This is a genomic window from Sinorhizobium numidicum (assembly GCF_029892045.1).
Classification (GTDB): Bacteria; Pseudomonadota; Alphaproteobacteria; order Rhizobiales; family Rhizobiaceae; genus Sinorhizobium; species Sinorhizobium numidicum.
This window is the reverse complement of sequence record NZ_CP120368.1, coordinates 2,853,775-2,867,202: the sequence shown is the minus strand read 5'-3', so window position 1 is coordinate 2,867,202 and position 13,428 is coordinate 2,853,775. Positions and strand designations below refer to the sequence as shown.

General features: G+C 56.5%; 21 protein-coding genes. 10 read left to right on the top strand and 11 right to left on the bottom strand.

Going from position 1 to position 13,428, the window contains the following annotated elements:
* Window positions 1-126: 126 nt before the first annotated feature.
* The 3 genes from PYH37_RS24970 to hmuQ are packed head-to-tail and all read left to right on the top strand — an operon-like array spanning window position 127 to window position 1,195.
* A complete protein-coding gene (locus PYH37_RS24970) occupies window positions 127-543 on the top strand; it encodes a DUF2325 domain-containing protein (RefSeq protein WP_280734147.1) in 417 nt (138 codons plus the stop codon).
* 58 nt (window positions 544-601) lie between these two features.
* Entirely contained in the window at window positions 602-877 is a 276-nt protein-coding gene (locus PYH37_RS24965; protein ID WP_280734146.1) for a hypothetical protein, read from the top strand.
* A gap of 3 nt (window positions 878-880) precedes the next feature.
* The gene (gene hmuQ, locus PYH37_RS24960) at window positions 881-1,195 is read left to right on the top strand and encodes a heme-degrading protein HmuQ (RefSeq protein WP_280734145.1); all 315 of its coding nucleotides are present in this window, start codon (window positions 881-883) and stop codon (window positions 1,193-1,195) included.
* On the opposite strand, the gene PYH37_RS24955 is transcribed toward hmuQ, so the two are convergent.
* Together PYH37_RS24955 and PYH37_RS24950 are read right to left on the bottom strand one after the other, a co-directional pair.
* The gene (locus tag PYH37_RS24955) at window positions 1,171-1,560 is read right to left on the bottom strand and encodes a DUF423 domain-containing protein (RefSeq protein WP_280734144.1); all 390 of its coding nucleotides are present in this window, start codon (window positions 1,558-1,560) and stop codon (window positions 1,171-1,173) included. The two genes, hmuQ and PYH37_RS24955, sit on opposite strands and share 25 nt — an antisense overlap.
* 5 nt (window positions 1,561-1,565) lie before the next feature.
* On the bottom strand, window positions 1,566-1,958 hold the full coding sequence (locus PYH37_RS24950) for a globin domain-containing protein (RefSeq protein WP_280734143.1): 393 nt from the start codon (window positions 1,956-1,958) through the stop codon (window positions 1,566-1,568).
* Between the two features lie 146 nt (window positions 1,959-2,104).
* On the opposite strand from PYH37_RS24950, the gene PYH37_RS24945 reads away from it, so the two are divergent.
* Entirely contained in the window at window positions 2,105-2,665 is a 561-nt protein-coding gene (locus PYH37_RS24945) for a TetR/AcrR family transcriptional regulator (protein WP_280734142.1), read from the top strand.
* Between the two features lie 85 nt (window positions 2,666-2,750).
* Window positions 2,751-3,080, top strand: coding sequence for a DMT family transporter (locus PYH37_RS24940; protein WP_425336170.1), 330 nt, complete (start codon window positions 2,751-2,753; stop codon window positions 3,078-3,080).
* Between the two features lie 24 nt (window positions 3,081-3,104).
* Here PYH37_RS24940 and PYH37_RS24935 read toward each other — a convergent pair whose 3' ends face one another.
* Entirely contained in the window at window positions 3,105-4,340 is a 1,236-nt protein-coding gene (locus PYH37_RS24935) for an alpha/beta hydrolase (protein ID WP_280736154.1), read from the bottom strand.
* Between the two features lie 335 nt (window positions 4,341-4,675).
* On the opposite strand from PYH37_RS24935, the gene PYH37_RS24930 reads away from it, so the two are divergent.
* Window positions 4,676-5,731 carry a dipeptidase gene (locus PYH37_RS24930; protein ID WP_280734140.1) on the top strand — a complete coding sequence of 352 codons (1,056 nt, stop codon included), beginning with the start codon at window positions 4,676-4,678 and terminating at the stop codon, window positions 5,729-5,731.
* Window positions 5,732-5,852: 121 nt separating this feature from the next.
* On the top strand, window positions 5,853-6,314 hold the full coding sequence (locus PYH37_RS24925; RefSeq protein ID WP_280734139.1) for a hypothetical protein: 462 nt from the start codon (window positions 5,853-5,855) through the stop codon (window positions 6,312-6,314).
* A gap of 53 nt (window positions 6,315-6,367) precedes the next feature.
* Here PYH37_RS24925 and PYH37_RS24920 read toward each other — a convergent pair whose 3' ends face one another.
* The 6 genes from PYH37_RS24920 to PYH37_RS24900 form a co-directional block, all read right to left on the bottom strand.
* A complete protein-coding gene (locus tag PYH37_RS24920) occupies window positions 6,368-6,814 on the bottom strand; it encodes a hypothetical protein (RefSeq protein ID WP_280734138.1) in 447 nt (148 codons plus the stop codon).
* The gene (locus PYH37_RS24915) at window positions 6,760-7,125 is read right to left on the bottom strand and encodes a hypothetical protein (protein ID WP_280734137.1); all 366 of its coding nucleotides are present in this window, start codon (window positions 7,123-7,125) and stop codon (window positions 6,760-6,762) included. Before PYH37_RS24915 ends, PYH37_RS24920 begins: the two co-directional genes overlap by 55 nt.
* Before the next feature lie 191 nt (window positions 7,126-7,316).
* On the bottom strand, window positions 7,317-7,469 hold the full coding sequence (locus PYH37_RS32515; protein WP_425336169.1) for a hypothetical protein: 153 nt from the start codon (window positions 7,467-7,469) through the stop codon (window positions 7,317-7,319).
* A gap of 630 nt (window positions 7,470-8,099) precedes the next feature.
* Entirely contained in the window at window positions 8,100-9,020 is a 921-nt protein-coding gene (locus tag PYH37_RS24910) for a GIY-YIG nuclease family protein (RefSeq protein WP_280734136.1), read from the bottom strand.
* A 246-nt stretch (window positions 9,021-9,266) separates the two neighbouring features.
* Window positions 9,267-9,647: a hypothetical protein gene (locus tag PYH37_RS24905; RefSeq protein WP_280734135.1), complete on the bottom strand. Its 381-nt coding sequence runs from the start codon at window positions 9,645-9,647 to the stop codon at window positions 9,267-9,269.
* Between the two features lie 179 nt (window positions 9,648-9,826).
* Window positions 9,827-10,084 carry a helix-turn-helix domain-containing protein gene (locus tag PYH37_RS24900; protein ID WP_280734134.1) on the bottom strand — a complete coding sequence of 86 codons (258 nt, stop codon included), beginning with the start codon at window positions 10,082-10,084 and terminating at the stop codon, window positions 9,827-9,829.
* Window positions 10,085-10,283: 199 nt separating this feature from the next.
* Between PYH37_RS24900 and PYH37_RS24895 the strand changes: the two genes are divergently transcribed.
* From PYH37_RS24895 to PYH37_RS24885, 3 genes are all read left to right on the top strand, one after another.
* Window positions 10,284-10,472 (top strand): hypothetical protein, encoded by a 189-nt coding sequence (locus tag PYH37_RS24895; RefSeq protein WP_280734133.1) that lies wholly within the window; start codon window positions 10,284-10,286, stop codon window positions 10,470-10,472.
* Between the two features lie 190 nt (window positions 10,473-10,662).
* Window positions 10,663-11,400 carry an SHOCT domain-containing protein gene (locus tag PYH37_RS24890; RefSeq protein ID WP_280734131.1) on the top strand — a complete coding sequence of 246 codons (738 nt, stop codon included), beginning with the start codon at window positions 10,663-10,665 and terminating at the stop codon, window positions 11,398-11,400.
* Between the two features lie 98 nt (window positions 11,401-11,498).
* Window positions 11,499-11,834: a hypothetical protein gene (locus PYH37_RS24885; RefSeq protein ID WP_280734130.1), complete on the top strand. Its 336-nt coding sequence runs from the start codon at window positions 11,499-11,501 to the stop codon at window positions 11,832-11,834.
* A gap of 607 nt (window positions 11,835-12,441) precedes the next feature.
* Here the strand turns inward: PYH37_RS24885 and PYH37_RS24880 are convergent.
* Together PYH37_RS24880 and PYH37_RS24875 are read right to left on the bottom strand one after the other, a co-directional pair.
* Window positions 12,442-12,687: a hypothetical protein gene (locus tag PYH37_RS24880; RefSeq protein WP_280734129.1), complete on the bottom strand. Its 246-nt coding sequence runs from the start codon at window positions 12,685-12,687 to the stop codon at window positions 12,442-12,444.
* Between the two features lie 279 nt (window positions 12,688-12,966).
* A complete protein-coding gene (locus PYH37_RS24875; RefSeq protein WP_280734128.1) occupies window positions 12,967-13,248 on the bottom strand; it encodes a hypothetical protein in 282 nt (93 codons plus the stop codon).
* Window positions 13,249-13,428 lie beyond the last annotated feature (180 nt).

Sequence of the window (13,428 nt, the reverse complement as noted above, 5' to 3'; positions counted from 1 at the left end):
TACTTTACTCTCATTATCAAGTTTAATAAGTTGCCGCCTACGCGCAACCGATCGGTGTGCCCGAAAACAAATCCTGATGGCGATTGGCGGCTTGGCCCGCATCGCCGAAGCAAGATGGAGAGACGGATGCGCGGCAAGCGCCACCAGAGTGCAGCAAAGGGCGGCAAGGGCAAAACGAGCAATGAAACACGAGAGCCCTCAAGGGATGACGGTAAAGTGACGCTCGAGGGGCGCAGCTTCCTCTATGTCGGCGGCCGGGATTGCCAGGTCGCCCATTTGCGGGAAATCGCCAGTTCCTATGGCGCGGAACTCATCCACCATGACGGTGGGCTGCGCGAGGCGGTATCGCGCATCGACCGTGTCCTTCCCTCCGTCGATTGTGTCTTCTGCCCGATCGACTGCATCAGCCATGACGCGTGTCTTCGGGTAAAAACCGGCTGCAAGAAGTGGGGCAAGGCCTTCGTGCCGCTGCGCAATGGCTCGAAGTCGAGCCTGGAGCGGGCACTTCAGGATCTCACCACCGCCAACAACCGCGAAAGCTGAATTTCGAAAGAAACGATGGTCTGCGTCGCCTGTGATGACGGCGTCTGGAGTACTGACGATGAACGATGAAGGTCCCGATCAGATGATGTTGATCGGCTTGCACAAGCTGGCGTCGCAATTCGGCGATGGGCTAGTCCCGGAACTCTACGAGCTGCTGACCCGCCGTGCGCGGATGCTGGAGGACAATCCGAACGTCACCGAGTTCCCCGCTTGGCAGGCGCGACAGCCCGGTAAGGATCCCATTGGGCTTGCGCCTGCGGTTGACGGCGCTATCCTTCCATTCCCGCATGCAGCGGCAAGGTCCTCTGCGGATAAGAAAGTGCTCGAGAGCTAACTCATGTATTTCGCCATGAATCGTTTCCGCATCGCCATCGGCCAGGAGGAGGCGTTCGAGTCCGTCTGGAAGGGGCGCGATTCAAGCCTTGCCGAGATGCCCGGCTTCATCGAGTTCCATCTTCTCCGCGGCGACAGCGTCCCGGAGGAGGGCTATACGCCGTTCATCTCGAAATCGACCTGGGAAAGCAAGGAAGCGTTCATCGCCTGGACCAAGTCGGAAAATTTTCGCGCGGCGCATAAAAGCGCCGGAGATAACCGGGCGATGTATGTCGGGCCGCCGAAATTCGAAGGTTATTCGGTGGTCGAAGGCGCCTGAGTTTTCGCTCGGGGAAAGAACGCACCGAGCGTGACAGCAAGCCAGCCGGCCATCATGGTTAGGCCGCCAAGTGGCGCCGACATCGAAAAAAGGCCGGCGCCGGTCACATGGCGGGCGGTGAGGTCTGCCGCGAAGAGCGCGGTGCCGACGGCGAGCAACAAGGCGGCGACCGCGGCCGTACGGAAATGCGCCCATCCGGCATGGAGCGCGACGAGTGCCGGCGCATGGGCGAGGCACATGGCGGACGCTCCGCCGAGAAGCCGCGGGTCCGCTCCGTGCGAGGCGGCTGCGGCCGCGGCGACGCCGGCGAGCCCCATCAGTCCGGCAACAAAGAGCACGGTCGAGCGCAGTCCGCGGGTCGCCATCGTTGCTATTCCTTGTTCTGCATGTGATGCGCGAGCCGCGTGATCGGCTCGAGGATGATTGCCCGCAATTTCTGGTGAGACACCGTTTCCTCGAGCGCACGGGTGAAGCAGATGAGCCACTCGTCGCGCTCGGCCGGGCCGATTTCCGCGACGAAGTGCCGACGGCGCAACATCGGATGGCCGCGCTTTTCCACATAGATCGGCGGTCCGCCCAGCCAGCCGGTCAGATATTCGTAGAGTTTCTCTTCGCTGCCTGAGAGGTCCGGCGGATGAATGGCCCGGCAGCGGGCCGCTTCCTGCAGGCTGTCCATCAGTTCGTAGAAGCGGCGCGTTAGCGCGCGTACCGTGGCGTCGCCACCAATCGCCCCGTAGAGCGTCGTCGTTTCGCTTTCGGTCATGAGCCATTCCTTTGCGGAATTTCGTATATCGCCGCCTCCGTCACCACAATGAGTTTCGCGATTTTGGTTTGCGGCGTTTCATCGCGGCAGCGGTCCCGTTGGCGAAAACGCTTGACAAACCGTCCAGACGGTATCTTTATGAGGGTATGACGAGCGCCTATCACAGGAAGAAGCAGCCGGAACAGGTCCGCCAGCAACTGCTGGAGGTTGCGGCACGCCTGTCGCTGGAGCAGGGGATCGCCGGCATGACGCTCGATGCGGTGTCGCAGGCGGCCGGCGTCAGCAAAGGCGGGCTGCTTCATCACTTTCCGAGCAAGCAGGCTTTGCTCGATGGCCTCTTCGATGAGCTCGTCGCGCGCTTCGACAGGGCGATCGAGGCGGCGATGGCGGACGATGATGTCGAGAAGGGACGTTTTACGCGCGCTTATCTTACCGTGTGCTTCGCGCTCGACGGGGAAGCGGAGAGGCAAGGCTGGCAGGTGCTGACGATTGCTCTGCTCGCGGAGCCGAACCTCAAGGCGCGCTGGCGCGATTGGGTGGCGCGCCGCGCGACGGAGTTCGCGGCGACCGACTCCTCGCCGAATTGCCTTCTCGCCCGGTTTGCCGCCGACGGCATTTGGCTTGCCGATCTGCTGCAAAGCCATGAGATCGACGCCTCGACGCGGGCAAATCTGTTTCGGAATCTCAAAGCGCTCTCACTGCAATAGCGCGACTGCGAAGCGTGGGCGGTTTCGCCCATATCGCACATTTCTTGTCGTAACCACCAGTCGGAGACGTCCCTTGAACCCCGCCATGCTCTACACCGTTCTGGTGATCGCCATCGTTTTCGAAGTGCTCGGCACCTCTGCCATGCAGGCGGCGCAGCATTTCACGCGCCCGGCACCGACCGCGATCATGGTGCTGTGCTATGCCGTCGCTTTCTTTTTCCTGTCCTATACGCTGCGCTACATTCCCGTTGGGATCGCTTACGCGCTGTGGAGCGGCCTCGGCATCCTGCTGATTTCGTGCGTCGGTTATCTGGGCTTCGGCCAGAAGCTCGATCTGCCGGCCATCCTCGGGCTAGCGCTCATCATCACCGGCGTGCTGGTTCTCAACCTCTTCTCCAAGTCCACGTTTCATTAGCGATCGGCACGCCGTCGACGCAATTCATGGCGTAACGGCCGAGCCGACCGTGTTTTCCATCGACTGGCCGAGACGGCGAACCTGGTCGTCATAGTTCTCGCGCGTGCGCGGATCGAAGATCATGATCGGCGTCGAGACCGCGACGCTCGCGGCACTGCCGACGGTCTGGGCGGTGCCGAGCGCAACCGCTCCGACGCGTTCGCCAAGGCCGACATCCGAATCCGTCACGGTCTGCCCCGCAATAAGACGATTGCCGAGGAGCCGCACCACTTCGGGACTTTCGGCGAACTTGCCGTGGTTGAGCCTGTCCCCGCCCTTGAGCGCCGTCAGGTCGAGCACGGTGATGCCTGCCTTCTCGAGCTGGCTCTTATAAGGTTCCACGGATGGATCGATTTGTCCGAGCCTGTCGATGTTGCCGGAGATCCGCCGGGAGATCGTCAGCGCCCGGTCGTCGCGGGAAACGAAAAGCGTGAACTTGGGCCGCGACTTGCCCATCGCCTCCAACTGCTTGGCAAAGACATCGACGTCAAGATCTGGCGAGGCGAGGATCACGTCGGTGATCTTCCCGGCAATGCGGCCATCGCGGATTGCCATCTGCCGCAGGGCTTCGACCGTCAGCCACGAACCCATTGAATGCGCCATCACCGTGACCTCGCCGACCGAGGGATCGCGGGAAGCGCGCTGCAGCAGCTCTTCGAGGGCATCGCGCGAATAGTTGGTGCTTTCCTTGTCGTAGTTGTAGTCGAAGATGCTTGCCCGCGACGGCCAGGTGAAGATGACGGGGGCGACGTCGGTGCCTGAGTCGTGGACGATCTGTGCGTAGCGATATACGGCATCCTCGAACCGGTTGTTGAAGCCATGAACGAAGATCAGCACGCGGCGGTTCTTTGGCAGATGCGCCTTCAGCCAGCCTTGCGCTTCCGGACCGGGCTCCAGCGGATTGACGCTGACAGTGGAAAAATCGCGGGTCGGATCGGCCGGCAATCTCTTCGGCCATTGGACCTGACCCACCTGACGGTTCTTGTCCGGCGGAATGGAAACGACGATTTCGGTCAGCGAGAGCTCTGGGGCGCGCTCACCGGTGAAGAGGATGCCGGGATCGTCGGATGAAGCACGGGTGGTCGCCACCAGCAGATCGATCTGCGACGCGCCGGGAGCGGAACCGGAGGGCACCAGGACGCCGACCGGGCGGCCGCCGCAGCCGGCCAGAGCTAAGAACAACCCAAGACCGAGCAATGCGCGGCTCAGCCGTATTCCCACGCGCGTGTTGCGTATCGACAGCAACCCAAATTCTCCTGGTGCAGCCTCGGCGGTCCTCATGACCGCGATCGGAAGGAGGCTGGCGTGGGCGAGAGCAATGGCAGATTTTGCGCGTCTGGACACCTTACAGATGGCAGTTCGCCTATTGCCCGACTGCCGCTCGCTGGCCGATTGCGACTTTTCTGCAACATTTCGCTACAGCGCGCGCGGTTGAAGCTCCCCGGAAATTCATTGAAATGGCCGATGCCTTTCAATAGCATCGCCGTTGTGCTTTTCCCGATGCGGCATCGCGACGATCCATTCGATCTCCCTGATATAACGAGGAATTTTCGAAAATGCAGGCGGTATTCGACGGCCATAACGACGTGCTTTTGCGCCTCTGGCAGCGAGCGCGCAGCGGTGGCGATCCGGTCGCGGAGTTCAGTGGCGGAATTGAAAAGGGCCACATCGATGCCCCGCGCGCCAAAGCGGGCGGTCTCGCCGGCGGGCTATCGGCGATCTATGTCCCCTCGGGGGAGCTGGCGCTGAAAACGCCGGACGGCAACGGCCATTATCGCACGCCCTTGTCGGTGCCCCTCGACCACCTGCCGTCGCTCGCCACCGCGATGGAACTCGCCGATATCGCGATAAAGCTCGACCGCGCGGGCGCCTGGCGCCTCTGCCGTTCGACTGCAGAAATTCGCGCGGCGATCTCGGACGGCATCTTTGCCTCGGTGCTGCATATGGAAGGCTGCGAGGCGATCGGACCCGAGCTTACGGCGCTTGAAACCTTCTATGCCGCGGGGCTTCGCTCGCTGGGACCCGTATGGAGCCGCCACAATGTGTTCGGTCACGGCGTGCCCTTTGCGTACCCGATGTCGCCGGATACGGGCGCCGGCCTGACCGAGGCCGGATTCGAGCTCGTCAGGGCCTGCAACCGGCTCGGGATCCTCATCGATCTCGCCCATATTACCGAAAAGGGTTTCTGGGATGTGGCGAGGACGACCGATCAGCCGCTCGTCGCCAGCCATTCCAACGTGCATGCGCTGACGCCTGTTGCGCGCAATCTCACCGACAGGCAGCTTGACGCCGTTCGAGAGAGCGGCGGGCTTGTCGGCCTCAACTACGCCACGACCATGCTGCGCGCCGACGGGCAGGAGAATGCGGCGACGCCGCTTTCCGACATGGTGCGCCACGTCGACTACATGGTGGAGCGGATGGGCATCGATTGTGTCGCCCTCGGATCGGATTTCGACGGTGCGACGATCCCGGAAGAAATCGCCGACGCTGCGGGCAATCAGAAGCTCGTTGCCGCGCTGAGGGACGCCGGATATGGTGACGCCGAACTGGCAAAAATATGCCGGGAGAACTGGCTGAGAGTCCTTGATCAGGCTTGGAAGCCCTTGAAATAGCTGGCTTTTAGACTTCTTGCAACCCAAAAGTTCACACGAAAGTTCACACTCCCTGTCTTATTCGGCGGGGTGAAAAGATGCGTGGGGGTAAGTATTGCTTTTGCGAACACGAGGCTTTTGGGTGAACCACTACGAGTTCAAACCCGGAGAAATGATCGAACCGGGAAACTGGGGGCGAATCCTCAGAGAAGTGGGTGAGAAGCACAAGCACTACGAGCGTGAGCGGGATATGGAGGTTTACCGAGCCCAGCATTATCCGAACAAGCCGTCGCGCTTGGAGTGCTGCTTTGTCTGTCAAAACATCGAAGACGCTTTGTGGTATAGGCGGACCTCCTGCCCGAAGGATCGGCTCTATGAGGTGCGCTTTGATAGTGAGACGATCCCGTATCATCAGGGCTTCATCATGTGCATTCCGCCGCTACGCGGGAAGACCTATGAAGAGGCAATCAAGCACTATTGGGATTTCGACTTGAAGGTCGAACCAGACAACCAAGCTGGTCTTTATCCTGTCGAAGTGCTCACGCTGTCGCCGCTCCTGATTGTACAAGAGCTGAGTGAACGTTATCCGCTGGTCCAGCAATAAAAGCTCCGGACTGAGCCGGGGTCTCTGTGAATTCGTAACCTATGACGAGCCTGTCACCCGTCCATGAAAGGTCGGTCACTCACATACATGAAGTGCCAAAACTTGTGGTTACTCTCCATCGGGAGGAATTGCTCCCTGATCCAAGCCTTATAGCTGCCGTATTGCCTTTTAAGTTGCGCATTGTGGGCGTCGTCCACTACCACTTCGTTGCCGAAGATGTCCGATTCCCTCGATAATGGGTTGTCTGCCATGAAGTCGTTATAGTCATGAATCTGCTGTGCAATCTCATGAAGCCAGTCCTCGATTGACCGATCAAACACAAACGCTGCTTCGTGCGCGAGATGGGTCATCTCCAAATAGGATTCCCCATCGTAGTCTTTGCGCTCGTGGGCTTCGCCAAACCGCTTGAACTTCTCATAAATCTGGTAGCGCTTATCAAATAGACTTAGTGTGTAAGCCTGCTTGGCGTTCTCGACTGCCTGATTGTGCTGGAGTGACAAAACGCATTTTGGCTGTGGATGACCTTTAGTTGTTCATCCGTCACCCGCTTGCTTTCGGCGAACTGGTCGCGGGTATCGTTCAACTCCTGCCGTTGGGTGAAAACCGCCGCGCAAAGCCAGATCAGTGCGACAGGCGCAAACGTGCCTGCCAAGAAATCGCCGACTGCATTCAATTGGGTGTCCGCGTTTTGAAAAAAGCCGCGAATGCGCTCCCAGCCCAAAACCCAAATAACCCAAGCGGCGTAGGCAAGTGTGATAACACCCGCCACCCAAAGCCAGTTTACGCTCTTCCAAGTCTCTCTGAATGCCATCCGCCTGAAGTTCCCCGCCCATAACCGAAGATGGCACGCTAAGGCTGCACAACCAGACGAGCAAGAAGCTTACAGACCCTGTCCAAAGGAAACCCCGGTCTCAGGAAGAACCACCGCCCCTGCTGTTCGGAGCCAAGGGGAGCGCGTCTCAATCTGCATCGATCCGAGTAAAGTAGCGGGTTCCGAGGGCTCTATGTCGCGAGTACGGACCGGGCTTCCTGAATACTCACCCACCTCCTTTGGCTCGATATGAGCTTATGGACGAACCTGTGGCATCCAGCGCACAACAGAACCATATCACTTAGGCGGGTTGATACTTGTCCAACCGCATCTGCCAGCGGCACGACATGATGCGCCTCAAAAAAGCTCTCGCGTAGGGCCCTGGGGAGCGAGGGTGGGGAGAAGTCACACACTTCACATACGAGCCTCTCGTCACCACGTTTGTCGAGAAGCCGTCTGCGGAGGCGCCGATCACGACTTCGGTGTGAAGCGGTAATGACGTAACCTTCAACGAAAATCTCGTCCTCAGGTACTTCATTGGGCTGCGGTTCAACCGATAATTCGCGCAAGACTGCCGCCGCGATGTTGGCTAGCTCGTGCTTTCTCGACAGAGGAAACTCTGCCACAATCTCTCGGTCCCTTTTTGATGACGACAGACCGCGGGCAGGATCGATGGCGGATTGGAGGTTCTGTAATTTTAGCGCCACCCCGTCCGGATTCCGGAAGTTGTCCTTCCGTTTGTCTTTTGGATGGATTTCCGCCGCCCTGAGGGCATTTGACAGGTCGCGGACGTCCGAATGGTTGCGATCGATGGGCGCTCCGTGGCGATAAAGCAGGTCCAGCGCTAGGAGTGTCTCATCCCATGTCCAATCCGGGTTTCCTGCCCCTTTCGTTATCGGCACCTCGCCTCTCCCCGTTTGTTCATCATCACTTGATCTGCTGGTGCGCGCTGTTCCTCTCGCGGGCAACAAGGATCAGTTGTCGCCGCTCGGAATTCCAAGTTGGCTGTCCTGCCATTCTTTCAGGCTCTGACCTGCTCCCACCAAACGCCACGCGGTGCGACCATTGGTGTTTCGATTTTTGATCACAGCCGCCGCCGCACTGGGGCTTGCAAACGTCACGTCCTCCGAGAACTCGACAAAGTTAGGATCGTCCGTATGAACCAAACGCCCGTCATTTATCAGCTGTTGTCGTAATGAGGCATAGATATTCGTCGCAAAACTCTCAGTCGTTCCCCGCGATCCAGCCAGAACCGTGATTTCGCCATCCAACTCGATAGCTCTTGCTTCATACCCATACTTTCCGCTCGTCATAACGAGATCGAGTCGAATTCCCGTACCTGCTGGCGATTCATCAATAGTATTTGCAATCTGCGCATGTGCCTTCGGTCGCAGGAAATCGAAGCCGACAACCGGCAAAATCACCTGCACCTGATCGATGAAGAACTCCATATCCGCAACGTCGCTCTCAGGTAGGCTCTTGCGCGCCGGTTCATTGCCGTTGGCGACATTCGCCCGGTCCGCCAACTTTGTAAGTTCAACAAACCGGTTTTCGAGATAGCGAACATGTGCCTTTGTCAGGTTCGTATCTTTCGAAGTGACGAGACAAGCGCGGGTCCAAAAATCCTTCTGGCTGTCTTTGGAATGCGATTTTATGCGATCCACGACGCTGTCGCCTTCTCCGATGTAAACACGCGACTTGCTCGGTTGTTCAGGGTCATCCCCAACAAGAAAGTATACGCCGGTCCGTGTTGCCTCACCTCTTTGCAAGGCTTCGGCGAGGCGGGAACGTGGGGTGACAAGAACATGCCCTGTCCAGTTCATTATTTCTGCGGTTATGATCCCTGTGGGCGACCCATCGACCAGATAAAGGCGAACGCTGCGTCCATGCACCATGCTAAAGCCCCGTCATCAAACTCTAATTTCTAACCAGTGAGACCCGTCTCTCAACAAATGCCTATTCATGCGCAAACCGAGTGAGAGCATCGCCGACGGTCCCATCAGAAAAAAGCACTTCCGACCATGACATTGCTTGCAATTTGTCGCCTTCGACGGGACTGCATAGAAAGTTCGTAAGGTTAAGTTTGCCGAACGCCTTCCATCGATGCAAAGCGTTCGGCGTTTGGAAGGGACGGAAGGCTTTTAGACTTTGCCCTTCTTCGCCAGCACGTCCGCGGCATCGAATGCGCCACGGGCACCAGCTTCGTTCGCGTGAAACATGACGACCGTGACGCCTATTTGCGCGGTCGGCGCATACATGGGCGTGCTGAACGACGAGCCGCTATAGCTTCCGTAAGCCGTGTTGCCGTAGACGCTCGCTTGCGCGGTCCCGCTTCCATAGGTGTTCATACCCACGAACCGGGAACCCTGTGCCATTTGAGCCTGTTCAAGCCTGAAATGGCTGTAGCCACGCTTCAGGGTCGCTTCCGCGGCTTTCTTCATGGTGATCGCACCGGCTGCACTGGTGAAAATCAAGCCACTAGCGTTCGTGTCAAGCCTCACCATGTTCTGCGCGAGCGGCATTTCGCTCGTTGTGGCACAGCTACTAACTAGCGCCGCCGAGAGCAGCGCGCTTGCAATAATATTCCGTCTCATGAAGCCCCCAGCAATTGCGAATCGGAACCGCGTTCCTAGAACAGGATTGGGCGTCTAAAATTGCAAGCCTTTGCGAGCGCAATCCCCCGCTGTATTGTCGGTACGCCTTAAAGCATTTTCTCTTCTGCAACTTCTGAAATCAGTTGCTTCAAGGCTTCGGCGGCATCGAAGCCCATGACCTCAGCGAGTGCGATGTACTCAATAACATCAATGCGTCTTTGCCCGCTTTCAAGCCTAGCAACAAAGGACTGGTGCTCGCCCACCGCCCTCGCGAGATCGTCCTGAGTCAGACCCGCCGTTTTTCGCTTTTCGATTAGGAGAGCCACCAGGGCTTCGTGTCCTCTGGAACCTAACGTTTTTTGCACAGAGAAGACCCCATTTCGATGAAATGGGCTCTTCAAATATATCTAAAAAGGAGATATCTAAAAACTAGATAACCGACGCCTTGCGTCGTTGTCGAGGGGCAGGGATACCAGCAACTCACGCGTAGAGCGGCAGAGGCAACTTGGTGCCCCTGAGCTACCTGATAACTACGTTGACCTTCATATCTGAGGAATGACCTGAATGCTGAGCCGGATTTTCTTTTTCATCGTGCGGACAATCGTGTTGTTTGCTTTTCTTGGCTGGCTCGCGTCCAAATTTCTCATCGGCGACATGAGCCTTGCGCCGCCGGAAAACGCCAGCAGTGATCTCAATAGCGGTAGCGGTTTGATTGTGCCGAACAACGACCCCCGCTTCACTGACGACAACTGATCAGACTTTCGAGAAGCCCTGTCCCACGACCAGTCCTGAACCGCCTGAAAAGAAGAACTACGAGAAAGCTTTGGAAAGGCGGCAGGCAACTCCATGCCGAGGCGATGTTCCGCCAAGTTTCTCTTGCTGATTGTAAGTCCAAAATGATTATGTCCAATCTGGACCTGAGATTCGACGTGTAGGAGGCAACGTGCGCGCAATCATTAATATTATCCTGTTGATCGTGATACTTACTTTTTTGGCATCATCACTCATAGGTATTATCCTTATCCCCCTGTATTTCTTTTTCGTTTTTTTCGGTTCTGCGAAACGTAAGCGCAAAGTTGCATCGAAGATTGATACAATGTTGGTGGATGGCGAGCGTATAGTTGCGAGCGCCATTGAGTACCGTGCCATATCATTATTTCGACGTCGCCGCTCCATCTTTACAACGAATAATAGAGTTATATTCATAAAGCGGAATTTGCTTGGTGGATATCAAATGATGGACAGGAAATGGAAGGATTTGCGTGACGCGCAGATGAGCGAGAATATTATTCCGGGGCTTTCCGGCACCGCTCTATCCTTCTCCTTTATAGACCCGCCCGGTGGATCGATGCAGCTTGCGGGCGCCAGCCCAGATGACGCGGCAAAGGTCTACACCTTCGCACAATCCCAAGAACAAGCATGGGAAGAAAAGCGCCGCGTCCGTGGCCTCGAAGAAAAGCGAGCCGCTTCGGGCGGGATAAATTTCCACGGCTTCCCACAACAAAGTGGCCCATCCGAGCCTTTGAATCCTACCCTAATCTCGGGAAAAACAATCGATGTATCACCCTCAGATATAGTCGCAGGTGAGATTAATCGAGCCAAAGCACTTCTCGATTCCGGGTCGATTTCGGACGATGAGTTTCAAGAGATCAAGTCCAAGATATTAAATCGGCATTTCTAAGCGGGGAGAACCGGCTTCCGCAGCCGCTGACAAGCTTCTCAAGCCGGTCTGTGGCAACTCCAATCCGCCATTAAATTGTGTGACCGCAGGACCATACTATGTTGAAGAATAACCGGGGTGGGCAAATGATTCGTATTTTCTTCACCGCATTTACTATCATAGCTCTCGGAAGCCCGGCTGCTGGTGCGGCTAAGTGCTTGAGCGGCTTTGAAGTTAGTGAATTCATCACCAAGAATTCAGTCGGTGTTGTTGATGTCTATTTTTCCCACGTCGAGGGTGTCCCCAACAGCCTCGTCTTTAAGTTGAGGAATGGCAAAGTTCTTTCGGTGACGCAAGAAAGGCAATGCGTGCTCTCGGCAGAGGTTACTTCCTACAAGGAATACCTTGAGAGCACGATAGACGACGGCGAATGCCTCGATGGATGTGGGGAGTGAATACGCATGAGAAGGGCTATGCTATTTCTTTACCTTCTCGCTTCCCCAGCCTTCGCAACTGATCGAAACGCTTTTGCGTTTTCAGATTTTCCAGCAGCAAAAACTTACGTAGGGGCAACCCGAAAGCCGGACTTTAACGTGCGCGATAAGGCGTTTTCTTCTTTCAAGACTCGCATCTTGGAAGGAATGAAAGATGGGTCCGGTTTCGCAGGAGAGTACTCGGTCATTCAGTTTGGATGCGGTACCGGTTGCACAAGTGTTGTAGTCGCCAACAACAGGACAGGACAGCTCTTCAGCTTTCCCAGAGGCGGTGAATTTAACCAGGGACTCACACTGGAATTCAACGTAAACAGCAATCTCATGGTGGCTCGGTGGTACACCGACAGCTTTTGGGAGACCTGCGTATTCGAGTCCTTCCTATTTGCTGACGGAGAATGGATCGCGAAAGACGCCTTAGCTTCTAAAGGTGACGGGACTTGCTCAGGGGACGTTAGTGAGGGAGTCGCGAAGGCAAGAGGGTATTAGCCTCCGTGTTGCCGTTCGCGCAAGCGACGGTTGGTTCTCCCGCAGATACGTGCCTATTGAAGCCGTCTACCGCCGGTAGCCGTCAATAGTCCGATTTGTCCCAATCGATACGCCATTCGAAATCGAAACCGAGTTCTCGGGATAGGTCGAACACAACGTCCTCATCATCGCCCTTCCGGGTCGTCTGTCGTGTCCATTCGAAGCGTGCCTGATTGTCGATTATCTCGAATGGCTCTATGCCGAGTATCGATGCGACTTGTTCCGCATTCTCGTTGGGAACAGAAATGACGATGGTCTGAATAAAGCTGCCGAAACTATTTGATTTCATTCGCTTCTCCATTTTGAGTGATGTTCGCTATTCTAAATCATTATCAGTTGCGGATCGGGCAAACTGCCAAGCTCGATTTTGAAGTGAGCGCCGATCAACACCAGCGTTTCAGCCGTTCACTAACCGCAATTGACCATTCAAAATGAGCTTGCGCAGCGTGGAGAGCGGGGCGCTTGTGCTCCAATTACCGCCGGTGTTTTCGCCCTGATCCGCATCGGCAGATATGACAAAGGCGGGATTTCCCCGCTTTTTCCGCCTTCTATCGGTACAAAAGACCGCTTAGTTGCAGATTCCGTTGATGCATGCCGAGTTCCAGCTATTGCCGTCCTTATCAATGCCGTTGTGAAAGGTAGAGTTGCCAATAGTCGTGCTCGTCTGAGACCAATCAGAGCCGGTACGGGCATTGGTGCCATCCATGAAGGTCGTGTTGCCCATGCGTGTGACTGTATAACTGTTGCCGCTTGCATCGGTACAGGACGAAAGGGTTTCTGTGCCGACGCACAATGCGAAAGCCGGGGCGGAAATTAGAGAAAAAGCCAAAGACGCAATAAGGATTCTCATAAAGCCTCTCCATTAAGGGCGCGAAACAGGGCGGCATTCTCAACCTGCTTTTATATGTTAGCGTGTAAAGGAATAGGAACGCAACGCATTGTTGATCGCCCGAAAGCGCTACTTGTCCCCGCAATAGTGACGCGCCAAATATTAGGGATGGCTAAACGACCCGTGAAAGGCGACATCGCC